The sequence below is a fragment of the Psychrobacter pacificensis genome (assembly GCF_900101915.1).
Lineage (GTDB): Bacteria > Pseudomonadota > Gammaproteobacteria > Pseudomonadales > Moraxellaceae > Psychrobacter > Psychrobacter pacificensis.
Map to the genome: position 1 here is coordinate 1 of NZ_FNAL01000013.1, position 26,823 is coordinate 26,823.

Sequence of the window (26,823 nt, forward strand, 5' to 3'; positions counted from 1 at the left end):
AACTCTTAGCGCCAGTGAGGTTGCAGGTTAAGACCATTACCTCTGACAATGGTAAAGAGTTTGCTCAGCATAAGAAGGTGAAACAAAAGCTCTTTAGCCCTTTCTTCTTTGCCGATGCTTATGCGTCATGGCAGCGAGGAACCAACGAGAATACCAATGGCCTTATCAGAGAGTACTTGCCTAAGGGTTGTGACTTTAGACAAGTCTCTGATAATGAAATACAGGACATTGAGAACAAACTAAACAACAGACCAAGAAAACGATTAGGGTTTAAAACGCCTATGCAGGCGTTCTATAATATTAATTAGCGTTGCACTTGGTGTGTTAATCTAAGCTTCATAAAAACAAAGCCTAATAGCAAGAGAAAAACCCAAACCCTTCGGTAGCTTCATTATCTGGTAGTAAAAAATTTCTTGGTTTTTTCCTTTTCTTTCGACGTCAGAAAAGTTTTTCTTTATCGAAATTCTATTTTTTTCATATTCTTGGTTTTTGTGTATTGAGTCGTCATCAAGTGATATTTGAAACTCATTAGACTTCTTGCATAAGTCATCGCCAGCCCTTGTAACTCCGTCAGTGGAAGTCAATGAACTGGTACTTTTGCAAGAGATCTATTATAAATTTCAATGTCTCCATTAAAGACCTTATGAAACTCGTGGTAGTATAGACCTTTACAAATAGAAGACACACTATTATTGAATTTAAATTCATCGAACTTGAATGCAAAAGTAGGTTTGAGTTGCCCTGTTTTCTCTTCATCAACATAGACTAGGGTTGCGTTGCTAGCTAAACTCTTAGTTCTCTTTTTATTTCTTAATATACCCTTGACAGCTTTGTTTGTAGCAATATTTTGGCCTTTTTCATTAGCTAGAATTTGAAGAGATATGATTTGTAGAAGGTACTCATCATCATTAGACTTACCGCCATTGTGCTCAATACATGAAGGCACAGTAATCAAAGAAAAATTATCATTTTTAGGGAAAAAACATTTAGGAGGTACATGCTCTTTTGTTAAGCTTTCTTGATTTAGCAGTATTCCACACTCGTAGCATATATTTGGTAAATGTTGATACATAACTATCTCACCTAAACAACTGAAGGTATCTATAAATTTGCATTATTACACATCTTACTGGCTTATATATACAAAGAACAGAGCCAACTTCTAAAACAAAAAAAGACCTTGCCACATGACAAGGTCTTTTTACTATTCTAAAAAACTATTAGATAGCTTACTTAGGATGTACCATATCAGCAGGAATGACCCACTCATCAAACTGCGCTTCGGTTAATAGCTCTAGCTCAACCGCCACTTGCTTCAACGTTTTGTTTTCTTTATACGCCGTCTTAGCGATTTTTGCAGCATTTTCATAACCAACATGACGGTTTAATGACGTCACTAGCATCAATGAGTTATGCAAGAAGTCATCGATTTTGTCTTTTACTGGCTCGATACCGACGGCACAGTTCTCGTTGAAGCTGTTGCACGCATCGCCAAGCAGTTTGATAGATTGCAACAAGTTAAATGCGATCACAGGCTTATACACGTTTAGCTCAAAGTTACCTGAGGCGCCAGCCATGCTGATAGTCGTGTCGTTACCCATGACCTGAGCGACAACCATGGTCATTGCTTCTGACTGCGTTGGGTTTACTTTGCCTGGCATGATAGAAGAGCCTGGCTCATTTTCAGGAATCGTCAACTCACCCAAACCACAACGAGGACCTGAGGCGAGCCAGCGTACGTCGTTAGCTATTTTGTTTAAGCTAGCGGCTAGTGTTTTTAGTGCGCCTGATGCAAATACTTCTGCATCACGAGCCGCTAGTGCTTCAAATTTATTTGGGGATGTGACAAATGGCAAGCCCGTCAAAGTCGCTAGTTGCTCAGCTGCTTTTACTGCATAGTCAGGATGGGCGTTTAGACCAGTACCTACTGCAGTGCCGCCTAGTGGTAACTCATATAGACCTTGTAGCGCGTTGTCGATACGTACTAACGCGTGGTCAAGTTGGCTGACATAGCCGCTGAACTCTTGGCCTAAGGTCAAAGGCGTCGCGTCTTGCAAATGTGTACGACCGATTTTGACGATGCTATCGAACTCTTTGGACTTTTTATCTAAGGTATCACGTAGCGCTTTGACCGCTGGGATAAGTAGGCTATTGATCTGACGCGCAGCAGCGACACGAATCGCCGTTGGGAAGCTGTCGTTGGTAGACTGTGCATGGTTCACATGGTCATTTGGGTGAATTGGCGTGTAGCTGCCACGCTCAGAACCCGCGATTTCGTTAGCACGGTTAGCAAGCACTTCGTTCATGTTCATGTTTGACTGTGTACCTGAACCCGTCTGCCATACGACCAATGGGAACTGATCAACCAGACCACCATTGATGATTTCGTCAGCGGCTTGTACGATAAGATCACGCTTGTCACCTTCGATACGCTCTAGGCTTGCATTGGTAATCGCAGCGGCTTTTTTGACCAGTGCCATCGCTTCAATCATTGGACGCGGCAAAGTCTCGCCACCGATTTTGAAGTTTTCGCGGCTACGCTGTGTTTGCGCGCCCCAATAGGCATCAGCTGGGACTTCTACGTTACCCATGGTGTCTTTTTCGGTACGAGTTGCCTGATTCTGTGTCGACATAACTACCCTCTTTGATGGTTTGTTGTTTTATGACTGCTCTAAAAAATGCAACATCCGCTGCACATAAAGGAGAATACGATATAAAGTGGCATTATGATAGCATGACTAGGACGTGTTGAATATTCACAAATCGCTTTGGTCAATGCCTAAAAACGAATGTCTAAAAGCGCCCCTCATCAATCTGATATGTCATTGGATAAGATACCTATGCACTCTGAAACCATGCCCACTGAGTCAAAAATGCTTAACTCACAAGAACCTACGCTAAGTAATCCACCCAGACGGCACTTCACTCGCCAGCGTCGTCAATTAAGTGATGGCGCGCGTAGGAATATGGCGCAAGCAGCGAGCTTGCATTTGAGCAAATTACAGCAGCGGCTATCAAAAAATGCACGTATTGGGCTATATTATGATGGATTTGGCGAGCTACCCACTCAGCCACTGCTGGATTGGTGCATATGCTTAGGCTATTCTCCTTATTTACCTGTCGTTGGTTCTCTCGGTCGTACTAGTAATGGCAGTGATGATAAACGGTTGCGTTTTGTACCTGTTTACCACTCAAAACTAATCAACCTCCCCACTCGCATTCATCAGCTCGGCATGAAACAAAATCATAGCCGCGCTCTGCTCTGGGCGTCAGAATTAGATATGATCATCTGTCCGTTAGTCGCGGTAGATAAACACGGCAATCGTATGGGCATGGGTGGCGGTTTTTATGATACGACGCTTGGCAAAAGCTATCGCTCAGGGGCCAAGAAACCATTAAAAATTGGCTGGTGTTATGACTTTCAAGTGGTTGAACAATTAGCGCGTCAGCCGTGGGATGTGCCATTAGATGGCTTAATTACGCCAAGTGGCTTAAGGTGGTTTTAATGAAAGACGATGAACAATTTGAAAAAGACTCTAGCGCTGCTGTTTCCAGTGCAGACAGTGTGGATGAATATTTGCAAACATTAGGCAATGAGGACGCTAGAGAGCAACGTTATTACAGTCAAGAGCAGCCGTTTAGCACTGATGAGATGACACGATTAGTCAATGAAGAACGCTTAAATGAGCTGCTCGCGCAAAGTGATGCGTTTTTGAGCAGTTTGAACGGTGAGATTGAGGATTTTGATGAAGATTGTTAAAAATATAGGCAGTTTGAGCAATTAATAGAAACGAAAAAAGGCGAGTATAGTGATTGTTTATACTCGCCTCTCCTATCAAACCCAATCATTCAAATCATTTACTACAGCACCATCGCTGCGATCCAACCAAAGGCCAGCAGCGGAATGTTGTAATGCAAGAAAGTCGGTATCACACTGTCTTTGATATGATCATGCTGACCATCAATATTAAGACCCGATGTGGGACCCAATGTCGAATCTGACGCAGGAGAACCGGCATCACCAAGCGCACCAGCCGTACCGATAATAGCAACGGTTGCTAACGGTGAAAACCCTAAAGAGATACATAGCGGCACATAGATCGCGGCCAAAATAGGAATGGTCGAGAAGGACGAGCCGATACCCATGGTCACAATCAAACCAATCAAGAGCATGATAAAGGCTGCCATCGCTTTATTACCACCGAACAGTGACGCCGCCCCATCAACGAGTGGCTGAATCTGCTCTGTCGCTTTCATGACTTCAGCAAAACCTTGCGCGGTAATCATAATAAAGCCAATCATCGCCATCAGCTTGATACCGTCATTAAAGACACCATCAGCATCACGCCATTTCACCACGCCTGTCGCCATAAACACGCCAAAGCCAAACATCGAGCCAAGTAGTAGCGAATCAGTGTATAGCTGCACGACGAAAGCCGTCACGATCGCAGCCAATGCAACCAGCGTCTTTAGCTTGCTTTGCGACTGAGCGCCAGCGGCTGTTTTACTTAATGCATCGCCTTCTACGACGGCATCATGCGCTTGCTGATCTATCGCAATCTGCTGATACTCGCGCGGCTTACGGTAGCTTATAAATACCGCGACCAGCAGACCAATGAGCATGCCAAGCGCAGGAATTGCCATGGCTTTCACCACAGAAATATTGGCAACATCAATGCCCGCTTCACCGACGTTTTTTAGCATAATTTGATTGAGGTAAATATCACCAAACCCATACGGTATAAACATATAAGTGGTGACAAGGCCAAAGGTAATCAGACAGGCAATCAGGCGGCGATCTATCTGCATACGGTTGAACGCCAAAAGCAGTGGCGGTACCAGCAGTGGAATAAAGGCAATATGAATGGGGATTAGGTTTTGGCTAAAACAGCTCATGGTAATAAGACCTGCAAACAGCATGTACTTAATCATCCCACTCGTGCCCGCGGCATCAATGCGTCTAATCACCGCCCCTGCCAATGACTGCGGCAATCCCGAGTGCGCGATCGCCACGGCAAACGCCCCTAGCAAGGCATAAGATAGCGCAATCTGTGCGCCATTACGGATACCTTCTTGGAAGGCATTTAACGTATCGGTAATACCAAGCCCTGCCAGCAATCCACCTGCCAGCGCCCCGATTAATAAACTAAGCACCACGTGCACGCGCGAAAGTGACAGTCCTAGCATAATAATAACTGCCAGCAGTACCGCATTGATGGCCATGTATTGCCCCTTGCTCTTTATAACTTGGTCTCATTGAGACTGATGAATAGTAACACTGATGACTAGCGCTATGATGTCTAAAATACTGCCCTAACAACCCCTGTTTTTAGACGGGCGCCAGTTTACCTTATTTTGGATATAAAGCCTACGTATAGAACCGATTAGACACCCGCATCTCACACACGCTCTCGCTATCTCATGGTGAGATTTTACTTATTTAATCCAGACACAGCATTTTTAATCCAACTTTTAATCCAATAACCGCACTGAAACGTCGGCGTTTGTCGCACTATTTAACAAAGATAACTGTGCATCTTTGCCAATGAGACTTGCAATTTTATATGCGGACACCATTTATCTAGACATGAACCACGAACTTGACTTTACAAGTCCGGGGAAAGAGGAAAAATATATGAGTGAACATAAAATTACCCAAGACAATATCGACATTGATGTCGACGCTTCATCTACTGCTACAAACAACAATGAGGCAGAGGCCTTGTCGAATGCAGCACAAAAAGCGGCGTCAACCAATGAGACAGACACTGGTCTTGATAACACTGACTCTAATAATAAAGATGTAAACGACAACCAAGATGAAAGCTACTTGCCACTCTTGGCATTGCGAGATGTGGTTGTCTACCCGCACATGCAGATTGCCTTGTTTGTGGGACGTGCGCCATCGGTGAAAGCCGTTGAGCTGGCACAAGCTGAGTATGGCAACAAAGTACTGGTCGTCGCCCAAAAAGACTCATTGACCGAAGACATTGATCAAGACAACTTGTATCAATACGGTACGGTGTGCCGCATCGTCAGCACCATGCCGCACGATAGCGATGAGAACTGCATCAAAGTACTCATCGAAGGTCAATATCGCGCCCGTGTCGACAATATCGAAAGTCATGACGACTTATTGATGGCGAGATTTGAGCGTGCTGATCTTGATGTCAGCATGGATGAGAGCCAGAAGAAAAACACTATTCAGGCGTTGACCACCCTGTTTGAAGGCTATGCGGATGCGCGTCTGCGTAATGCCCGTGAGCTAACTCGCGTGGCCAAACGCATCGATGATTTGCTTGAACTGGTTTATTTCATCTCAACCCGCGTGTCAATGGATTTGGATGTTAAACAGTCGTTCTTAGAAGAAAATAATATCAAAACGCATATCAACACCTTGACGGAATATCTGGTCAAGCAAAGTGCTGAGCAAAATATCGAGCAAGATATTCAAGATGCGGTCCGTCAGCAGATGGAAGACAATCAGCGCGAGTACTTCTTAAATGAGAAGATGAAAGCGATCAAAAACGAGCTATCAGATCTCAATGATGGCGCGTTTGATGGCGAAGATGATGTCGCTGAGCTAGAGCAGCGTCTCGAAGATGCTGACTTGCCAGACGATGTGCGCAAAAAAGCGGAGCAAGAGTTTAAAAAGCTCAAAATGATGCCACCTGCATCAAGCGAATCGTCAGTGGTACGCAACTACATTGAGTGGATTTTGGATACGCCGTGGAATGCGACGACCAAAGTCTCAATCAATCTAGACAAGGCAAAAACGGTCTTAGACGAAGATCATTATGGCTTACAAGATGTTAAAGACCGCATCTTAGAATATCTCGCCGTACAATCACGCGTGAAAAAACTGCGTGGTCCGATTCTGTGTCTCGTCGGCCCTCCAGGTGTGGGTAAAACCTCATTGGGTGAGTCGATTGCGCGCGCAACGGGTCGTAAATTTGTCCGTATGGCGCTTGGCGGTGTACGTGATGAAGCGGAAATTCGTGGTCATCGCCGTACTTATATCGGTGCGATGCCGGGTAAAATCGTGCAGTCACTGGCCAAAGTAGAAGTCAAAAACCCACTGTTCTTATTGGATGAAATCGATAAGATGGCGCAAGACTTCCGCGGCGATCCAGCATCAGCATTGCTTGAAGTATTGGACCCATCACAGAATGACACCTTTAACGACCATTATTTAGATATGGACTTAGATTTGTCGCAAGTGATGTTTATCTGTACGGCCAATAGCATGGATATTCCACCTGCGCTACTTGACCGTATGGAAGTCATTCGTCTGCCGGGTTATACCGAAGAAGAAAAGGTCAATATCGCGCAGAAATACCTCGTGCCAAAAGCGATCAAGAATAATGGCCTTAAAGAAGGTGAAATTGAAATCGTTGAAGCGGCCCTACACAGTATCGTACGAAGCTATACGCGTGAAGCGGGTGTGCGTAACCTTGAGCGTGAAGTCAATAAAATCTGCCGTAAAGTCGTTCGCGGTTCGGTTGAGACTCATGGCGCGCGCGCTCCGAAAAAAGCGGAACGTCAGCTAGTGACCGTCGATGACAAGAACATCGATGACTATCTAGGTGTGCACCAGTATGACTACGGTCTGGCGGAAGAAGAGCCTGAGATTGGACGTATCACTGGTCTTGCGTGGACACAAGTGGGCGGCGAGCTGCTTACTATTGAAGCGGTCGCTATGAAAGGTAAAGGTGAGCTTAGCTTCACTGGCTCACTTGGCGATGTGATGAAAGAGTCGATTCGTGCGGCGATGAGTGTGGTGCGTGCTCGCGGTGACAGTCTTGGCATTGACTATGAGACAGTCAAAACCACAGATATCCATGTGCACATGCCAGAAGGCGCCACGCCAAAAGACGGTCCTTCTGCTGGTGGTGCATTGACGACTGCACTGGTCTCTGCCTTGACAGGTATTGCCATTCGTCCAGATATCGCCATGACAGGTGAGATCACCTTGCGCGGCAAAATCCTACGTATCGGTGGTCTCAAAGAGAAGCTACTGGCAGCGCATCGCGGCGGCATCAAGCATGTCTTGATTCCAGAAAGTAATGAGCGTGATTTGGCCGATATCCCTGATAATGTTAAAGAAGGCTTGACCATTCAGCCAGTTGCGACGATTGAAGAGATTTTAAAGGTTGCTTTGGTAGATATGCCAAAACCGCTTAAGCCTGCAAAAGTGACGGTTGATAAAACAGCAGGCAAAGCGCTACACAACTAATTGAGTATTCGTTAGTCAATGCTTAAAAAATAAGAGCCGCTCATCACTATGATGGGCGGCTTTTTTTTGGCAATAATAAACAACAATCTCTCTAGAATCTTGTGATATATTTCAGACAAATGTCTATTTATTGGAAATTATAATGTCAAATAATTCACGGATGCCTTTAGCGATAATAAGCGCCTTATTACCTCTCGCCCTACTAGGTTGCCAAACAAACAACTTCAATCATTCAGCGCAAACCAGTACCGTCATTGACGATAAAAACTGGTCAGCGGCTACCCTCAAACCCAGACTGTTTCAAACCATCACAGGCTATAACTGGCAATTAACACAGGTTAGTAATGATAAAGGCAAACTCACACGCCTCAACCTTCAGCCGCCGCTAATGATGGACGTTCGCCCAGACCTGTTAACTTTTGATGACGGCTGTTACCGATACATCGTGTCCTTTGATATGTGGCTGCCTCTACCTTATCCTTATACACAAGCATCAATACAAGATACAACTAAATCACCAGTCACGGCTGCTGACTGCACTGCGATATATCAAGCAACTACCCAAGATTGGCGCGGTAATACAATCATCCCTAGCGATACAGCACATCTATTAAACGCAACTTTTAAGCCTTATGCAGGAACGAATTTTACATTTGTTCCCGCGCTGCCTCAGTCAGTACGTGCTACCAAAACCTTGGAAAAACAGCTGTCTTTAAGAACGGATAAGGGCAAAACCCTAATCTTTACGGGCACGCCTAAACCTGAACGCCCCGTAGCTGGCATACTACTCACCAATGAACTATTAGAGCGCTATCGTTGGCAACTGTTACAAGTGACGGACCAAACAGGCGCCGTCATGAGCGAATTTACGCAGACAGAAAAGCCCATCACCCTTTCCTATAGTTTAGATAACTATGGTGGCGATGAAAGTGACGAAAAAAATGGTTTTGAGTCAGGTATATATGGTCAAAGCTTTGGTATCTCTGTTGGCTGCAACGGCGTTAGTGGGCCTTATGCCCTTTCTGTCAATCAGAATTTACTCACTGGCGGTTTTCCTTCCACAATGATGAGCTGCGGTGACGCTATTGATGACATTGAGGCACGGCTTCGACGTATGATGGCCTATAGCACGAGTCGACTGATCTTAACGCACGCGGATAATAAGGCAAAGGCAACTATAGAGCAGTCAGAGCAAAACTACTTACTCACCCAAACGCTAGATTCTGGCGAGATGTTGGTTTGGAAAAATATCAAAAAAAATAAATAAGCCATTCAACACTGAAAAAAGGACACCCTCATGAAAAAACTGATGCTCGCCAGCGCGTTATTTTGCAGTACTGTGCTTGCCATATCAGGCTGTCAATCGACGAGTAAAAATACCGTATCCGTAGCGTACAGTACCACACAGGCCGATACGCTTGATATTCCAAAGAATCAAGTCATGCAATGGAGTAGTGGCTACAACTGGCAACTGTCAGAAGTGACGCGAGATGATGGTCAGCTTATCCCTATCCAAAGTACAAACCCCATACGTTTGGCTATTGATCCAGGTAGACTGCATTTTTATCAGGGCTGTACGCACGATAAAATCGACCTATTCTCTGGTGCACCCCCATTCAGTTATAGCAGCTATATTGTACAGCTACCTGCGACCTGTACGAACAGCAGTACTGATGACTATAATATTCGCACGTTGTTTGAGGACTATGGTACGTATATGTTTGGGATTAAGTTACTACCTACAACATCCCTAACAGCACAGGACGATACCATAGCCTCGCCAAAGCGCCTTGCACTGACTATGGAAAATGGCAACCAACTTATCTTTACAGGGATGGCAAAACCGCTACTTTCACCACCGATAGGGTTACCAATCAGTACTAAACTGCTAGCTAACTATAAGTGGCATTTGGAAAGCGCGGTTGCCAATCATTATGACGAGCAAGGAAAGCTGATGAATAGAGAACCGATTAGTTATTTTTATCATCCTGATTATCCTATTTCATTCGAGATTTTTAGTCAATCTGAAAATTCAATCATCTCTTTTGGTTCGAATTGCAATGGCTCTGGTGCACCTTATTTTCTACTTGACGATAATACGCTAAAGGTTGGCATGATTATCAGCACAATGATGGGCTGCGGCGAAACAGGCAATCGCATTGAAACCACACTATTTAACTTTATGCAGGAAAGCAGCAGCACCCTGACGTTAAGTATGCAGCTACAATCAGCAACAGGTAATACAGGCGATTATCCACGTTATAACCTACTGCAAACCATGGCAACAGGCGAAACATTAATTTGGAAAAATGAGCCAAAGAAAATCCCTTAATACATTTTCAAACCCATACGTTACTTACATTTATTAACCGATTGTTGCGCATTTAATGAATAACTATAGGGTTTGCTTGGCTATACTGACGATGATGTTAACAAATATCGATACGCGCTCTAACAGAACAATAAATACAGATATTTGTGACTTTAACTACGTTCTAAATAATGAATAAAATAACTGGAGATAATAATGAATAAGACAATGCTTGCAAGTGCCCTACTATGCGGATCAGCGTTAGCCATGACTGGTTGCCAAACGGTCGAAGGTCAAATGCAAACAGGCAATCCTGTCAATCAGCCAGCACTAAAATCTACCATCAAAGCGGTGAGCGGTGATAAAAACGAAGTCGGACAGATGTTCCTGCGTCCTGTCGACGGCGGTGTACAAGTCTACGGTAAGCTCATGAATCTACAGCCGGGCCAAACGGTTGCACTACATATTCATGAGACAGGTAGCTGTGCTGATATGGGTAAAGCGGCAGGCGGTCACTTCAATCCTAACAACAAACCACATTCTAATCCCGATGATATGAATGGTCATGCAGGTGACCTACCTAACCTGACAGCCAATGAAGATGGCGTCGCTACTATCAACTATGTGAACAAAAAAATCACGGCCGATAAAGCAGGTAAGTATAGCGTGAATCGCCGCGCCTTTATCGTACATGCTGGCGCTGACGATTATACCAGCCAACCATCAGGCGCATCAGGTGACCGTGTTGCTTGCGGTATTATCGAGATGAACTAATACTATATATATTAGCCATAAAAAACCTCTTAACTATATTGTATATGGTTAAGAGGTTTTTTTATGACCGGTAGAAAAGTAGTTACTCTTCTACCCACTCGCCTTTACGCCAGTAAACACCCCAACGAGTGGCCTTGCCATTTTTCTCAGAGCCGATGTACTGCTCTTTTTTCTTACGTGACCAACGTAATATAGTTGGGTTACCCTCAGGATCTTCATCTGGTCCCTCAAACAGATATTGGAACTTGTCTTCCATCTTGTCTTTTATTTCCCGTAGCTCAGCGAGCTTGGGCGCACGAGTCTCACGCACCTTTGGAAATTTAGAAGCCGCTAAGAACATGCCTGCCGCCCCTTCACGCAAAATGAAGTAATCATCATGCTTGGTCGATTTTAGCTCTGGTAGATGAATAGGATCCATACGCGGCGGTGCTGCTTCGCCTGTTTTTAGTACCTTGCGGGTGTTATCACATTTCTGACAAGCAAAATACGGACCAAAGCGACCTGTCTTTAGCTCCATCTGACCATCACACTTGTCACAGTCGATGGTTGGCGCATCTGAGCCTGGTACTTCAAACTTACCTTCTTCTAGAATATAACCGTCACAATCAGGGTTATTACCGCAGATGTGTAGCTTGAGACCACCATCAACGATATAACCATTCATTGCGGTGCCGCATTTCGGACAGCGTTTTTTCTCCATCAAATCTTTGACTTCTGCCGTTTCATCATCCCCCTCTGGATCATCTAGATTGGCAAATGCTTCAACTGGCATTAGATTTTTGGTGCCTTTACAGCGCTCTTTTGGCGGCAAGTTATAGCCAGTACAGCCCAAGAATACGCCTGTTGAGCCTGTACGCAGCTGCATCGGACGATCGCAAATATCGCAATGCACATCTGGCACGTCGGTTGGATCATTCGGACGCATGCCATCTTTGCCTTTGGCATGCTCAAGGGTGGTTTTGAACTCACCATAGAAATTATCGAGCACGTCTTTCCAATCTTGCTCACCCTCGGCGACATGATCGAGCTTGTCTTCAAGCGCAGCAGTAAAGGTATAATCCATCAAATCTGGGAAGCTTGCGGTCAATCTATCGGTGACGATATCGCCCATTTTTTCGGCAAACAAGCGCTTGTTTTCGAGCTTGACATAGCCGCGGTCTTGAATGGTCGAGATAATTGAGGCATAAGTCGAGGGACGACCAATACCTTTTTTCTCAAGCTCTTTGACAAGACTTGCCTCAGTATAGCGCGGTGGCGGCTTGGTAAAGTGTTGGCTTGGATCGAGCTTATCTAGGGTGAGCTTATCGCCTTTTTTGACATCAGGGAGCAGCGTATCATCAGTTTTGGCCGGCGGCATAACACGAGTATAGCCATCAAAAGTCATCGTACGGCCGCGCGCTTTTAGCTCGACATTACCCGCCTCTACCAAAAGATTGACTGATAGATATTTGGCAGGCGTCATCTGACAAGCCACAAACTGACGCCAGATTAGCTCGTATAGACGTATGGCATCACGCTCAACGCCTTTCATTTGCGTTGACTTTAAGTTGACATTAGAAGGACGAATCGCTTCATGCGCCTCTTGAGCGCCTTGCTTATTGCCATAAAAATTTGGCTTTTCTGGCACGTATTTTGCGCCATAGTTGTCTTCGATATGACCACGGACAGCCGCGAGCGCATCACCAGACAAGAACGTCGAGTCGGTACGCATATAAGTGATGTGACCCGCCTCATATAGACGCTGCGCCAAAATCATGGTCTTTTTAACAGAAAATCCCAAACGTGTACTGGCGGCTTGCTGCAAAGTCGAGGTGATAAAAGGCGCACTTGGACGTGACTGGGTTGGCTTCTCTTCACGCTCTTTAACGATAAAATCGCTTGCCTTGAGTATCTCAAGCACTTTATCGGTTTGCTCTTTATTGCCAAGCTTTAGCGTTTTACCGCCTTGTTTGGTAGCCTCTAAACGGATACCGATTTGCTCCGCATCTGAGGCTTTTTTGGTTTTATCATGAGCGACATGTGTATCTGCATGGATTTGCCAGTATTCTTCTGGAATGAACGCGCGAATTTCATGCTCACGCTCAACAACCAAGCGCATAGCAACTGACTGCACACGGCCTGCTGATAGTCCGCGAGCAATCTTTTGCCATAATAGTGGCGATACCATAAAGCCAACGACACGGTCCAAGAATCTGCGCGCTTGCTGAGCATTGACGCGATCGATATCAAGCTTTGAGGGTTGTTTAAAGGCATTTTGGATGGCTGATTTGGTAATCTCGTTAAAGACCACACGTTGATACTTGCTATCAGGCCCACCGATAACTTCTTTTAGATGCCAAGCGATCGCCTCCCCTTCTCTATCCATATCCGTTGCCAGATAGATTTTGTCAGCGTCTTTGGCCAGTGCTTTGAGCTCTTTGATGACCTTGGTTTTGTTTGGCAATACTTCATAGACCGCCGCCCAATCATGCTCTGGATCTACGCCCATGCGGCGTACCAGTGCTTGCTGTGCTTTTTCTTCTTTGGTCAGACTGTCATCTTTTTTGGTCGTGGTTGCTTTTTTTGCGCTTTTATTTGCACTAACTGGTAAATCACGGACATGACCGATGCTCGAGCGTACGATAAAATCATCGCCAAGATATTTATTAATGGTTTTTGCTTTGGCTGGTGATTCTACAATCACCAAAGACTTGCCCTTTGGGCTGTCAGCAGCTGATGCTGCGGTTTTTTTGGTTGTGGTTTTTGCCATATTTGACGACACCATAATATAAGTGATTAAAAGTATAAGTAGATTGAAAGTAACATTACAGTCAGTAGCAGAGTAATTTATGGGTACTGATGATCAGGGGTTGGCCATGACTCAGCGATTTATAGTAATAGTAGCTGCTGATAAAAAAGGTTATAAAACAAATTATAACCATAAAATAAAGATATAGTTATAAAGACGTTACACTGCTAAGCGTTAAACTGTCAACTTTAAATAAACTGAATATGAAAAACTACTTGCATATCGCCCTTTAATGGAGACAAAAAAGCGCTTTACTAGCCTCTCGCGTCTTTTTGCATTTGTATCGCCCATTTCTCAAGATTGGCTTTGAGCACTAACAGATCTGCCTCAATCCGTTGCTGATGATACGTGGGATTAGAGTTTGGGCGCACGTAAGCAATGTCTTCCCAATAAATGATAATGCTATTGGCCTTGGTCATCAGCCCTTTAACAAACGGCTCAATGCTCACTGGTAGCTCTAATGGTGCTTTGTCCAAACTAAAATCGGTTTTTTTCACCGTCACATTATTGCTGCTTTGCGTAGAGCGAATGGCACTTGGAATATGGAGTGTTTTTGCATCATCGCTGGTATCAACAAAACTGCTATCTGGTCGCCATTGTCCATCGATCACTTGATAGCGTGTGTGCGGCAGTTTGGTCTCTTCTAATATCAGACAATACTGTCCAAGCATACCGCGGCCATATTCATTATCACGACCTTTGATCCAATCAGGGCAAGCAACGAGCTTTGGATTAAGCTGCAAACGGCGTGCGGTCATACGCAGCTTGTCTAAACGCTGATCGATACCATTCGGTTTGAGCGCCATCATACTCCCTAAGACGAATAGTACAATGATAACGCCAATCAATGTTCCCATGATGCTCTGGCCTTTTAACTAAATAAAAATGATGCTAAACAATATCAATATAACTGCCACGGCTAATAACCGCTGTCTACGCCAACAGTAAAAATAACGGCTTTATAAATAACTATCCTATAAATCGTTAACGTGAACTGGCTGCTACTCACATGACAGATAACGATATAGCAAGACTTATAATGAGCTCGAACCCGCAAAAATCAAGCACTGCCACTCAACTACTATTCAAAAACTGGCTATATGGCTCACTCTTTATTTGTCAGTTATACTGTTAAATCAGACATTTAGCGTGCCTAATCATCAGTAGCATAGCCACATACAAAAACCAGATACAAAAAGTGGTCGGCGTAAAAAAGTGCTATGATAAACCATAATTTTAAACGCGCGCAGGTTTATTATGAATTATCTTATTAAGTCAAACTCGTCAAGCGCTTATATCGCTAGCAAGCTGACAGGTAAACTCCTGAGCAACACTGGCATAAGCTTATCATCACTTGGCGCAATCGTACTAACAGTGTCAGGCTGTGCCACTACCCAAAGCCTGACCCCGCAGCAATGTCAAAGCAGTAACTGGCAAGAAGTCGGTTATGCCGATGGTCTACAAGGTCGTTCAGGGGCTTACTTCGGGCACTATACCAACAGCTGCGCCAGTGTCGGAGGCGCCAGTCCTAACCGCATACAGTGGGAGCAAGGACGACAGCAAGGTCTCAAAAACTACTGTACCGAGCTGAACGCTTATAAGCTCGGTCGCGAAGGCTATGACTGGCAGCCAGTCTGTCCATTAGAAGGTATTGAGAAATTAGAAGAAGCTTACTCTCAAGGACGCTACTACTATATCCGTCAGCGCGATCTGGATTACTTGCGCTCGCCTTATCCGTTTGGTTACGGACATCTGGGCTTTGGCTACCGTCCATTTGGCTATGGCTGGTAAAAAGAAAACCTCAGTGATGACTTAATTTGAGGTTTAAGTCGTCACTGAGGTCGGAGAGAAGCTTATTATTTTGATCGTTCTTATTATTGTTATGGCGCTCGTGCTATTCATTGGCTTGTTGATTTATATCGACAATTTTTTGCTGTAACGGACGTTGCATTTCGCTGCTTATTACTACTTACTACCGTTTATCGCTGCTATTATTCATTGACAAAGGCAATCTTGGTAAGTCCTGCTTGACTGGCAGCCGCCAAGACCTGAGCGACCGTATCATACTTACCTTCTTTATCGGCGCGCAGTTGTACTGAAGGATCTTTGCCGGTTGCGCCTTGCTCCTGCAAACGCGCCTCTAGCGCTTCCATGCTGATGGGATCGCTGTCCCAAAATATCCCCGCGTCTTTATCAATACTGATTTGAATGGCTTCTGGCGGCGTTTGATTGACCTCAGCACTGGTCTTTGGCAAATCTAAAGGAACCGTCGGATTCAGCACGGTCGCTGTCAATAAAAAGATAATCATCAATACCAGCATGATATCGATAAGCGGAATGAGGTTCATCTCATTCATACCTTGAACGTCATCATCACCCAGTTGAAATGCCATAATTATTCTCAATACTTGTGTTTATTGTCATGCCACCAAGAGGTGCTTTTTTATTCTGCCACAGAGCTGCTGTAGTGGCGCGCTTGCTGCGTGTCTACTGCTGCATCGATAGTATTTGAGCGATTGCCTTTAACCGCCTGCACCGATGTTGCGCCCGCATTCGGGCTAGTAGACGATGGCACAGGCTCAGCAGACCCGGACAACAGATCATGTGCTCTATCATTGGCTTGATACATCACACGGCGATTGATACGTACTGCTAGGTTGTAAAACACCACAGCTGGAATAGCCACAGCGATACCAAGACCCGTCATAATTAGTGCCTCACCAACGGGGCCTGCCACTTGTCCCAATCCTGCCTGTCCACTCATACCAATATTATGCAGCGCGTGGAAAATGCCCCACACCGTGCCAAATAAGCCGATAAATGGCGCGATCGCTGCCGTCGTTCCAAGAATAGGTAAGCCGCGCTCGCTGGCAAAACGGTAGCGCCCTATGTGCTTGAGTAACGTCTGTTCAGTGACCAAACGACGAGCGGCAGCATCGGAGCCGACCAAATCGGCCTGCTTTGCTTGTAGTTGTTGACTCAAGTCATCTGCTACACTGGTCGCCAGTTTGCGACTTTGCAATACGCGGACGATACCTGTCACCCAAGAGAGAATAGATAACGCAAGTAACAAAAAGAATAACGTCTTTGTCACCATGTCGCTGATCTGCCAGTATTGCATAAAGTCCATATCAGACTCCTTAATGTTTTATGCCATCACATGCTACTAAAATGAGTATCATGCCTTGTCTTATTATGAAAGATTATCAATAAATACGTTGTTATAAAATATAAATACTTAAGGAACCGCATAGCTGATCGGCAAGGTCACATTGCCCACCACGGGTGCGCCATTCTTGGTAAAGGGTTTGAACTTGCCAGAGCGTACTTGACGCTGGGCTTCTTTATCCAGCAAAGTATTGCCTGAAGACTGCGCCACTCGCACGCTATCGATACCACCTTGTTTATTGACACGCAATACCAATACCACGTTGAGCGTATCACCTGAACGCGCTCTACGTGCCGCACGATCAGGAAAGCTAAAGTTTGGCGCAGAGGCCCAATTGGCAGCGCTCGCAGTAAAGCTTACAGGCTCATTACTCTGTGCTCGAGCAGCAGCTTCTCTAGCGGCTTGTGCTTGGGCGGCGGCTTCTGCTTCTCTAGCAGCTTTTGCTTGTGCCGCAGCCTTAGCATCCGCGACTCTTTTGGCTTCTTGCGCTGCTCTGTCTTGTGCTTCTTGAGCGGCTTTTTTGGCTCGAGCAGCAGCCTCTTTGCGCTGTTCATCAGCAGCTGATGTATCAACTGTCGGTTCTGGGCTGATCTTTTTGGGTGCTGCTTCTTTTGGTACAGGCTTTTGACTACTCTCAGTAGATGTTTTTTCGGTTGCGATGATTGGCGGTGTTTCAGATACTTTTTTCACCACAGGCTTCGCTGGTTCTATAGGTGTCTCGACACGCTTCTTAGGCGGTGGCTCTGCTTTTGGCTTTTGTACAGGCTTAGGTTGCACTTCTTTTTTGACGGTGACCTTTTTGACCTGCTGCACAGGTTCTTTCGTTTCTACTTTCGCTACTGCATTATTAGCAGGTAACGTCACAAACTCTATTTCGACAGGCGTGATATCTTCTTTTGGCGCAGGCTGTGGTTTGGGCGTTTTGATCACCGCCAAGGCGACTGCGGTGAGTACATGCAGCCCTACTACTACGAGAAGAGATAGCAGTATCAATCTGGTTGGTGGTGTCTCTAAATCCGTTGAACTCATAACAGCCTAATGTTTATTATCCGAGGTGGAATGGCGTTGATAATAATGCAAACGATAATTATTATCAATAATAATTTATAATATTTTCTTTGCTTTGTGAACTCATTGCCTCTTATCTCTGACAGATGTCCTATAACTATTGAGCATTACTGCCATCTCGCCCGTATTTAGCTCGCTTTTTTAATAAGTCTTTTAGATAAATACTTATCGTCAATAAAAATCATTATCATTATTATTATTGATAATGAGTCTCAACTACTTTATCATAACGGCTGTTTGGTTTTTCCGTATCATGATCAAAAACTGATACCCATAAAAATATCCAAACCATAAAACGCTCAACCCAAAAGAATAAGGCTAGAGAGTAAAACTGACAGGCGCTCTATCGGCACCCCTTTGATATGAGCATTACTCTGCCCAGCTGCTCTCATCATTTTCTATTTCTATTGTGCTACCTGTGCAGTTGTCTTATTAACAGACTGCTTAAACATCCTGATATACCGAGTCCCTTATGTCTACTACCCCATTATCACACCGTCGTACTAATCCTATTTTTAAACGTCCATTATTGATGATGACAGCTCTAGTCACTGCTATCAGTGTGACAGGTTGTAGCTCGCCTGAGACTGACACCGCTGATGCTACAGCTACCAATCAAACGGCCAATGAGTCGTCAAACGTGGCCAATAACGATGCCGTCTCTGCTGAAAAAATCACGGTGAATACGGTTAAGGGTGATGTTGAATTGGCAATGAGTCCCTCACCGTTGGTGGTTTATGACATGACCTTGATGCAAGACTTGGCAGCACTAGATGTGGCTGTTGACGGTATGCCAGGCAGTTTGTTGTTAGACAATTTACACTCAAAAACGCAGCCTGAACCAAAAGCGGTCGGCACTGTGTTTGAGCCAGATCTTGAGGCATTGAATGCCATGCAACCACAAGCAATATTGGTGGGCTCACGCATGGCAGAAAAGTATAATGAGCTGTCAAACATCGCGCCGACGTTGGATATGTCTATCGACACGGCTAATATTTATGAGTCGAGTAAGCAGCGTTTGCATGATTTGGGTGCGTTGTTTGGCAAAAGCGATCAGGCCGCTAGATTGCAACAAAACATAGATACGCTTATTGACGAGACAAAGGGTGTCACTAAAGATAAAGGCACTGGTCTGGTCGTTATGGTTAATGGCAATAAAATGTCAGCATATGGCGATAAATCTCGTTACGGGTTTATCCATACGGTGCTAGATGTGCCAATGGCAGATAAGCAAATTGCCGATGCCCCTCATGGACAGCCGGTCTCTTTTGAATATATCCAAAAAGCCAACCCAGACTGGTTGTTTGTTATCGATCGCAGCGCCGCGATTGGTGAAGATGGTATCGGTGCCAAAGCCGTATTGGACAATCCGCTGGTCGCGCAAACCAACGCTTGGAGCAAGCAGCAAGTGGTTTATCTAAGCCCAGACTCTTACCTAGCGTTTGGTGGCTATTACCAATGGATGCAGGATCTCACAACGATTAAAGATGCTTTTGCTAACGCTAAATAACGTCGTTCTCTATACAAGCGATTATTGCACAAGTAGGTAATTATTACCGTTAACCTTGCTCATTTTTAAGCCAATAAAGATTATGTCGTTATTTTCACACCGTGCTCGTGCTAGGCTCAAACCTAACGCTTCTCTGCCAGTATCAAATTGGCAAGGAAGCGCTAGCCATACTTTAGGCTCGAAATATCGACGTGCTGCCATGCCACCGTGGTTAATCAACACCGCAAGCCTCATTATCATGGGGCTTTTGGTGTTATTGAGCTTATCTATTGGTGTGGCTGACTTTTCGTGGTCGGGTATCTTACAAAGTATCATTAGTCATAGTGCAAACTCTGATAGCTCGCTACTACTGGTCAGCCGTATCCCGCGCACCGTTGCGATTATTTTGACGGGCATTGCGATGGCAGTGGCGGGAATGATCATCCAAGTGGTGCTAAAAAACCGCTTTGTAGAGCCGTCCATGGTCGGTGCTACCCAAAGCGCCGCGCTCGGTTTGCTGGTAGTCAGTCTGCTATTTCCTGCCAGTGCGCTCATTGTGAAGATGAGCGTAGCGACCATCGCCGCTGTATTCGGCATGATGCTATTTATGCTATTGATTCACCGTATTCCGCCGACTGATTTTTTGATGGTTCCACTGATTGGTATTGTCTTCGGCGGCATTATCGAAGCAGTCACTACCTTTATCGCCTATCAAACCGAATCGCTACAGATGCTCAGCGTGTGGCAGTTTGGGGATTTCTCAGGCGTCTTGGCAGGTCGTTATGAGCTTTTGTGGCTCACGGGCGCGCTGTGTGTACTCGCCTATATCATCGCCGATAAGCTAACCATCGTTGGTTTGGGTGACAATATCGCCTTGAACTTAGGTATTAGTAAACGCCAAGTGACGTGGATTGGTGTGGGGATGGTGGCCATGATGAGTGCCGTTGTCGTCGTGACGGTCGGTATGATTCCTTTTATTGGCCTCGTCGTGCCAAACATTGTGAGCCGACTGATGGGAGATAAGTTGCGTCGTAGCTTGCCTGCAGTCGCGCTACTTGGTGCTTCGGCAGTATTGCTGTGCGATATTATCGGTCGCTCGATTCGCTATCCATTTGAAGTGCCTGTTGCCACCATATTTGGCGTGGTCGGTACAGTGCTGTTTTTATGGCTATTACTGCGCGCGCCAGCTGAGCAATAAGACTAAGCAGTAAAGCTGAATAATAAAACAGCAATCTTTAATCGATTAACCACTCACTTACCGTCGTTCATTTTTTGCCTTATTTAGATAAGCTTGGCATCATAGGATTTATTTATGTTCTCATCAACTAAGCTTAGTGCCACAAAGGCTCGTTCTACGGAAACCAACACAGCGATAGATAACTCATCTGCAGCAGATGGTCAGTATTCAGCTGCTGCCCAAGGTCAGTTGGCAAAGCTTTGGGCATGGATAGCTGCGCATCCGAAATCCATTGCAGCTATTATTCTACTGATCTCGATGACCTTGTTTATGACACTCAATGTCAATGGCTATTGGGACTTTGCGCTACCGCTACGCGGCAAAAAACTGCTGGCACTGATGGTGGTTGGCTATGCGATTGGCGTGTCGACGTTATTGTTTCAAACGTTGACTCACAATCCAATTCTAACGCCCTCCCTACTCGGGTTTGATTCGCTCTATGTTTTGCTACAAAGCTTACTGGTTTTCTTTTTAGGGGCGATTAGTTTTACCAGTCTCGATCCTATTGCCAAGTTCACGCTAGAGATTGTCCTGATGTTTGGGGCATCTTTATTATTATTTAAGCTATTATTTTCTAAAAGCAGTCAGGATCTGACACGCTTGATATTGGTGGGCGTTATCTTTGGTGTGTTGTTCCGCAGTTTATCAGCACTCATTGCACGGCTGATTAACCCTGATGATTTTGTGGTCGTACAGTCCGCTAGCTACGCGCAGTTCAATACGGTCAATCCTCAGCTATTAGGCATTAGCCTATTTATCTGTATCATCACTGCGGTGTTTGTCTGGCGCTGGCGCTACCAATGCGATGTGCTGATGCTCGGACAAGCCCAAGCCATTAACCTTGGTATCCATTATCAACGTCTGGCATTTGGCCTATTAACTGTTATCGCAGTGCTAGTCGCCACAGCCACGGCACTGGTCGGTCCAGTGACTTTCTTTGGTCTATTGGTTTGTGCATTGACCAATCGTATCGCTCGACACATGTATCATACTGAGCGGCTGATATTGGTCAGTTTGGTCGCTATGATTTGCTTGGTGTTGGGTCAGACACTCTTTGAGCAAGTGCTAGATATGGCAGGCGTATTGTCCGTTGTGATAGAGCTCGCAGGTGGCCTCGTGTTCTTGGCATTGATATTTATGTCCCAGCGCCGTTCGTTATAACGACTTAGCCGACATTGTTTATTTGGCTGATGCTGTTGATAAAGAAAGCCCTAAGACTTTTTAAATAAGACGATTATGATTAAACTGAATAATATCTCTCACCATATTGGCAAACAAAAAATCTTGCATGACATTACGTTGTCCCTACCAACGGCGCAGGTCATTGCTTTGATTGGGCCTAACGGCGCTGGAAAATCGACGTTGTTTTCTGTCATGGCTCGCTTGCAACCGTTACAGGCTGGGCAAGTGAGCTTCGCTGTAGATAATGAGGAACGTGATATTGTCAGTTGTCAGGCGCGCACACTTGCCAAGACGGTCGCGATGCTCGGACAAGACAACCATGTACAAGGACGACTGCGCGTGCATGAGCTGCTGATGTTTGGTCGTTACCCTTATCATCAAGGACAACCAACCGCAGAAGATCAGCAAAAAGTACAGGAAATCCTCGAACGCTTTGAGCTTGAGCCACTTGCCGAGCGTTTCTTGTCAACGCTATCAGGTGGACAGCGTCAGCGCGTGCTGATTGCGATGATTGTCTGCCAAGATACGCCCTATCTATTGCTTGATGAGCCACTCAATAACCTAGATATGTATCATGCTGGTCGACTCATGCGTGAGCTACGTACGCTTAGCCACAGCCAGCAAAAAACCGTGGTGATCGTCCTACATGATATCAATCAAGCAGCACAATTTGCCGATACGGTCGTTACAATGAAAGCAGGAGAAGTGATGGCTGTTGGTCGCCCTGCTGATGTTATTACTCAAGAGACAATGAAAGATTTATACAATGTCGATGTGACTGTGCTCAATCATCAGGGTCGTCCTGTGATTGTTGATACGGTGTAAAACCCCACTTCTTCTTATGTAAAAAAGCTCAATATAATGCTAGTACATTGGTACTAGCACTATATTGAGCACATCAATTTTATGTTTTAATATCTATTTGAGCTTTTGCAACGCCTTTAAACGCTGCTGTCGGCCTTTCCACCATAGATACACACCTGTCCCTGATAGCACCGCAACTGCCAGTCCAATCATTGCCAAAAATGCTTGATACAGTCGATGGCTCCAACCTTGACCTACATGTCCCATATGCAGCGTTGACAGCCATTGGTCTACTTTATTACCAAAACCGCTTTGATAACCAAAACTAACACGCGCAACCTCTCCTGTGGCAGCATCAACCGTAATAGATGACGCGCCGCTGTGTGTACCAATATCTCTATCTGTTTTGAAACGCATTTGCCATTGCTCGTCCTCTGCAACCCAGCGGATACCCAATAACTGCTGTACAGCCGTGCCATTCTGCCGCGCCGCAATATCGGCTTGTGCACTCAGATAGGCAATGCTGTTGCTCTTATTGACTGCTTGAGCAATGGCATCCGCTGTATTGCGGCTATCGTTAACAGTCGTATTTGAGTTTATAGACTTATCTGCCCTACCCTGATTTTCTACTGTTTTATTCGGTTCAGGCTTGGTTGGCGGTCGCCCTCTTTCTTTTGGCGTCAGTCCGACCACTGCCTGCATCACAGGCTGATAAACGGGTTTTAGATTAAACCCAACGCTCGACCACGCGATGACAAACAGCATCACCCATAGCCACAGACCAAAAGCATGATGCAAATCATAGTTAAGCTTAAAGGTATTGGTCTTAGTACGGATTTTCCATGCAGGTAGCCAGCGCTTAAACAGCGAGGCGCGTTTTTTGCTAGAGACTTGTTTTGACTGACTCGATTTGACTGCTCGAGGAAACGTTAAGTAAAAGCCAATAAAGCAATTAATCGTCCAAACTAGCGAGACAATGCCCAAGACCCATTTACCAATATCACCCAGCAATAAATCACGATGCAGCCAAAATACCTTCCACATGGTATTGTGCCATGCCCATGCCTCCTTATCACGCGTACCGATAATCGCGCCGGTATAAGGGTTGACATAAACCTCATTAAAAGCAGGCTCAGGCGTGGTAGGCTTGCCGCCGCGCCATCTATCTACCGAAAACACCGCTGACTTGCCCGCCTCAATGGTCGTCGGCAAACTTGAAAAACCATATTGCGGATAGGTACGGATCACACTATCATGCAGCGCAGCGACAGACTGTATCGGCGTGTTTTGCGCCTCGACACGCGCCAGTTTATGGTTAAACAAGTCATCTAACTCATGATGAAAAGCGAGCAGCGCCCCTGTCAAACCTGCAAGCAATAAAAAGCCTGCCACCACAAGACCCGTATAGCGATGAATCCACAAGCAGGCTTGACGAGGATTGAATGTAATCATTGGTCTTGGTTCTTTATTATATGTTGTTTGGGTAGGTATTTATCCGTTAGCACGTCATTGCTGCTATAGCCAATCCAAAAGCCAGTAGGCAATAAAAAGCCAGCTCCCATGTACAGACAGCTGACTCTATAAGTACGATTAGACTCAAACCAGATAAGCTATATTAGAACTGATACGTTAAAGACGTTTTGATATTACGTCCCATCTCAAAATCAGTATAGGCATCATCGATAGAGTTGCGAGATGCATGACTTGCATAAGTCTCATCAAAGATATTGTAGACACCTAGCGTGGCCTTTAGACCTTCGATTTGAGTTGGTGCATAAGTCATAAAGATATCATGCACGTCATAGCCTGGTTTTTCGTTGTCATCACCGGCGGTATTTGGTGTCACATCGGCGACATAAGTACTGCGCCAGCCAAGCTCGGTGGTGCTGGTTGGAGCGTAACCAAGATTGACCATGTACTTGTCACCAGACTCTGAGCCACTGCCGCTGACAGAAGAGATATTGTAACCCGTATCTTCGCCTTTGCTACGTGCACGAGCATAGCTTAGACCCATGTTGAAATTATCTGCGCGATAATCAGCTGATAACTCTACGCCTTTGATCTTAAAATCTTCGTCATTGTTGATGACACCTTGGCAGGCTTCAGGGGCAGCACTTGTACCTAGTTGCCCAGTGGTACAATTCATACCAGTTCTACTGCCACCTGCACGTACGAACTCAATATAGTTTTCGATATTGGTTTCAAAGTACTTAGCGCTCAGTTTTAAAGAGTCATCAGCCATGGTCAAACCACGCAGCGTTGTCGCAATACCGATTTCTGCATTGTCACCTTCTTCTGCTTTTAGGTCATTGTTCACATAGGTATCAACACCGTCGGAATTAAAGATCGTTTGGCTAAGATCTGGGCCATTAAATAACTGCGTATAGCTCGCAAATAGCTGGGTACGCGGTGCAATCTCATAGCTGGCGGCCAATGCGCCAACGACATTGTCGTAAGTCTTGCCAGCCGATACGTACTCTGGAGATTCATAACGGTCATAACGGACGCCTGGCGTTAAACTAAGCTTACCCATTTGCCATTGGTCTTCTAGATAGACTGAGGTATTGGTTGCCTCATCAGTGCTCGCTTTGCCAAAATCACGTGTCATCTCAGATTCTTTTTTGTAATGCTCAACCCCAGCGATTAACTTATGAGTCCCTGGCAAACCATTGATAATATTGCTATCAACGATACTGGTGTTCTGTATTTTGCCGCCTGTGGTTTTGACTTCCGCATCAAACTCAAACCCAGGTACGCCATCAGAGTTACGCAAAATCTGCGTGCTGGTCTGATATACATTGGCGTCTACATTGACCAACTGGTTGGCAGGACTGTATGCGTAGTCAAGCGCATAGGTATCGCGTTTGACTTCCTGCGGGATGATTGGGTTCCAGCCACCAGCAGGAAAATCTGGACGTAATGGGAACTTACCTTTGTTTTCGGTACGGCTAAAGCTAGCGCCTACATGATGATCACTACCGACATACGCACCCGCTTTTAATAAGATGTTTTCGCCTTCGCTATCTTCCGTTTGGATTTTACGGCCTTTACCATCTTCACCAGCATTAGCATCACGTTTGCCATAATAAGCCAGTAAATCAACATTTTCTGTTGGCGCACCATATACAGTAGCTGAGGTTAGCAGTTCATCATTGTTGCTGCCGTAGCCTGCATGCAGCTTAGCACCTACTTTTTGACCAGGCTTAAGTAAATCTGCCGCGTCGACTGTCTCAAAAGCAACCGCACCGCCGATAGCATCATTACCGAGCGTCACTGAGTTATTGCCCACTGACACCTCTGCTTGTTTTAGCAGATCTGGATCAATCGTGACATCACCCATATGGTAGAACAACGCGCCTTCTTGACGTGCGCCATCAATCGTTACTTTTAGATTGGTATCATCAAGACCACGTACACGAATACGTTGGTTGACTGATGAGGTACCGCCTACGCTTACCCCCGGTACGACGTCCAGAAAATCGCTCAGATGGCTTGCTTGAGCTGCTGGCGTATAGTCATCTATATAGACAGAGTCTTCTTGTACACTATCGCGGACAGAGCTATTTGCTGTCACGGTAATCGTTTGCAACGTCGTATTTGGCATATCTGCTGCCGTTGCAGCACTGGCAGCTTGTGCACACAATGCCGCTGCTACACCCATAGATAGCACAGTCAATCTGCTAGATAACTTTACTTCGCGCATAACACATCTACTCACTTTATTTACTGTCAAAAATTAGAATTATTTTTAAAACCTATCATCGA

Annotated in this window: 22 protein-coding genes; 12 read left to right on the top strand and 10 right to left on the bottom strand. The window is 45.3% G+C overall.

The features are described from left to right. Window positions 1–308 (top strand): IS30 family transposase (locus tag BLR43_RS08730; RefSeq protein ID WP_143007424.1); only part of this gene is annotated, 308 nt, incomplete at its 5' end. 272 nt (window positions 309–580) lie between these two features. Here BLR43_RS08730 and BLR43_RS08740 read toward each other — a convergent pair. Both BLR43_RS08740 and fumC read right to left on the bottom strand, forming a co-directional pair. Next, window positions 581–1,072: a hypothetical protein gene (locus BLR43_RS08740; RefSeq protein ID WP_093070488.1), complete on the bottom strand. Its 492-nt coding sequence runs from the start codon at window positions 1,070–1,072 to the stop codon at window positions 581–583. 157 nt (window positions 1,073–1,229) lie between these two features. Next, entirely contained in the window at window positions 1,230–2,633 is a 1,404-nt protein-coding gene (gene fumC, locus BLR43_RS08745; protein ID WP_093070490.1) for a class II fumarate hydratase, read from the bottom strand. A 156-nt stretch (window positions 2,634–2,789) separates the two neighbouring features. Between fumC and BLR43_RS08750 the strand changes: the two genes are divergently transcribed. Next, entirely contained in the window at window positions 2,790–3,506 is a 717-nt protein-coding gene (locus BLR43_RS08750; protein ID WP_071002146.1) for a 5-formyltetrahydrofolate cyclo-ligase, read from the top strand. Continuing rightward, window positions 3,506–3,760 (top strand): hypothetical protein, encoded by a 255-nt coding sequence (locus BLR43_RS08755; RefSeq protein WP_071002147.1) that lies wholly within the window; start codon window positions 3,506–3,508, stop codon window positions 3,758–3,760. Before BLR43_RS08750 ends, BLR43_RS08755 begins: the two co-directional genes overlap by 1 nt. Before the next feature lie 101 nt (window positions 3,761–3,861). Here BLR43_RS08755 and BLR43_RS08760 read toward each other — a convergent pair whose 3' ends face one another. Next, the gene (locus BLR43_RS08760) at window positions 3,862–5,223 is read right to left on the bottom strand and encodes a Na+/H+ antiporter family protein (RefSeq protein ID WP_093070492.1); all 1,362 of its coding nucleotides are present in this window, start codon (window positions 5,221–5,223) and stop codon (window positions 3,862–3,864) included. 412 nt (window positions 5,224–5,635) lie between these two features. Between BLR43_RS08760 and lon the strand changes: the two genes are divergently transcribed. The 4 genes from lon (at window position 5,636) to BLR43_RS08780 (ending at window position 11,321) form a co-directional block, all read left to right on the top strand. Beyond that, the gene (gene lon, locus BLR43_RS08765) at window positions 5,636–8,236 is read left to right on the top strand and encodes an endopeptidase La (protein WP_227674140.1); all 2,601 of its coding nucleotides are present in this window, start codon (window positions 5,636–5,638) and stop codon (window positions 8,234–8,236) included. 142 nt (window positions 8,237–8,378) lie between these two features. Continuing rightward, complete coding sequence (locus BLR43_RS08770) at window positions 8,379–9,503, top strand: META domain-containing protein (protein WP_093070494.1); 1,125 nt, start codon at window positions 8,379–8,381, stop codon at window positions 9,501–9,503. A 30-nt stretch (window positions 9,504–9,533) separates the two neighbouring features. After that, window positions 9,534–10,568, top strand: coding sequence for an META domain-containing protein (locus BLR43_RS08775; protein WP_093070496.1), 1,035 nt, complete (start codon window positions 9,534–9,536; stop codon window positions 10,566–10,568). Window positions 10,569–10,763: 195 nt separating this feature from the next. Beyond that, window positions 10,764–11,321 carry a superoxide dismutase family protein gene (locus BLR43_RS08780; protein WP_093070498.1) on the top strand — a complete coding sequence of 186 codons (558 nt, stop codon included), beginning with the start codon at window positions 10,764–10,766 and terminating at the stop codon, window positions 11,319–11,321. Between the two features lie 82 nt (window positions 11,322–11,403). On the opposite strand, the gene topA is transcribed toward BLR43_RS08780, so the two are convergent. Then, window positions 11,404–14,070 (bottom strand): type I DNA topoisomerase, encoded by a 2,667-nt coding sequence (gene topA, locus BLR43_RS08785; RefSeq protein WP_093070500.1) that lies wholly within the window; start codon window positions 14,068–14,070, stop codon window positions 11,404–11,406. Between the two features lie 293 nt (window positions 14,071–14,363). After that, the gene (locus tag BLR43_RS08790; protein ID WP_071002153.1) at window positions 14,364–14,966 is read right to left on the bottom strand and encodes a hypothetical protein; all 603 of its coding nucleotides are present in this window, start codon (window positions 14,964–14,966) and stop codon (window positions 14,364–14,366) included. A 400-nt stretch (window positions 14,967–15,366) separates the two neighbouring features. On the opposite strand from BLR43_RS08790, the gene BLR43_RS08795 reads away from it, so the two are divergent. Beyond that, window positions 15,367–15,900 (top strand): DUF2799 domain-containing protein, encoded by a 534-nt coding sequence (locus tag BLR43_RS08795; protein WP_093070503.1) that lies wholly within the window; start codon window positions 15,367–15,369, stop codon window positions 15,898–15,900. 200 nt (window positions 15,901–16,100) lie between these two features. Here the strand turns inward: BLR43_RS08795 and BLR43_RS08800 are convergent, their stop codons facing one another. The 3 genes from BLR43_RS08800 to BLR43_RS08810 form a co-directional block, all read right to left on the bottom strand. Next, window positions 16,101–16,502 carry an ExbD/TolR family protein gene (locus BLR43_RS08800; RefSeq protein WP_071002155.1) on the bottom strand — a complete coding sequence of 134 codons (402 nt, stop codon included), beginning with the start codon at window positions 16,500–16,502 and terminating at the stop codon, window positions 16,101–16,103. A 50-nt stretch (window positions 16,503–16,552) separates the two neighbouring features. Then, complete coding sequence (locus tag BLR43_RS08805; RefSeq protein WP_071002156.1) at window positions 16,553–17,239, bottom strand: MotA/TolQ/ExbB proton channel family protein; 687 nt, start codon at window positions 17,237–17,239, stop codon at window positions 16,553–16,555. A gap of 108 nt (window positions 17,240–17,347) precedes the next feature. After that, a complete protein-coding gene (locus BLR43_RS08810; RefSeq protein WP_093070505.1) occupies window positions 17,348–18,307 on the bottom strand; it encodes an energy transducer TonB in 960 nt (319 codons plus the stop codon). 511 nt (window positions 18,308–18,818) lie between these two features. Between BLR43_RS08810 and BLR43_RS08815 the strand changes: the two genes are divergently transcribed. The 4 genes from BLR43_RS08815 to BLR43_RS08830 all read left to right on the top strand — a co-directional run bounded on the left by BLR43_RS08815 (window position 18,819) and on the right by BLR43_RS08830 (window position 23,079). Continuing rightward, a complete protein-coding gene (locus BLR43_RS08815; RefSeq protein ID WP_093070508.1) occupies window positions 18,819–19,856 on the top strand; it encodes a siderophore ABC transporter substrate-binding protein in 1,038 nt (345 codons plus the stop codon). Window positions 19,857–20,055: 199 nt separating this feature from the next. Next, window positions 20,056–21,033 carry an ABC transporter permease gene (locus BLR43_RS08820; RefSeq protein WP_071002159.1) on the top strand — a complete coding sequence of 326 codons (978 nt, stop codon included), beginning with the start codon at window positions 20,056–20,058 and terminating at the stop codon, window positions 21,031–21,033. Between the two features lie 114 nt (window positions 21,034–21,147). Further along, window positions 21,148–22,233 carry an iron chelate uptake ABC transporter family permease subunit gene (locus tag BLR43_RS08825; protein WP_093070511.1) on the top strand — a complete coding sequence of 362 codons (1,086 nt, stop codon included), beginning with the start codon at window positions 21,148–21,150 and terminating at the stop codon, window positions 22,231–22,233. A gap of 75 nt (window positions 22,234–22,308) precedes the next feature. Further along, window positions 22,309–23,079: an iron ABC transporter ATP-binding protein gene (locus BLR43_RS08830; RefSeq protein ID WP_093070513.1), complete on the top strand. Its 771-nt coding sequence runs from the start codon at window positions 22,309–22,311 to the stop codon at window positions 23,077–23,079. A 93-nt stretch (window positions 23,080–23,172) separates the two neighbouring features. Here the strand turns inward: BLR43_RS08830 and BLR43_RS08835 are convergent, their stop codons facing one another. Further along, window positions 23,173–24,510, bottom strand: coding sequence for a PepSY-associated TM helix domain-containing protein (locus BLR43_RS08835; RefSeq protein ID WP_093070516.1), 1,338 nt, complete (start codon window positions 24,508–24,510; stop codon window positions 23,173–23,175). Between the two features lie 163 nt (window positions 24,511–24,673). Next, complete coding sequence (locus BLR43_RS08840; RefSeq protein WP_093070519.1) at window positions 24,674–26,761, bottom strand: TonB-dependent receptor domain-containing protein; 2,088 nt, start codon at window positions 26,759–26,761, stop codon at window positions 24,674–24,676. Window positions 26,762–26,823: the final 62 nt, after the last annotated feature.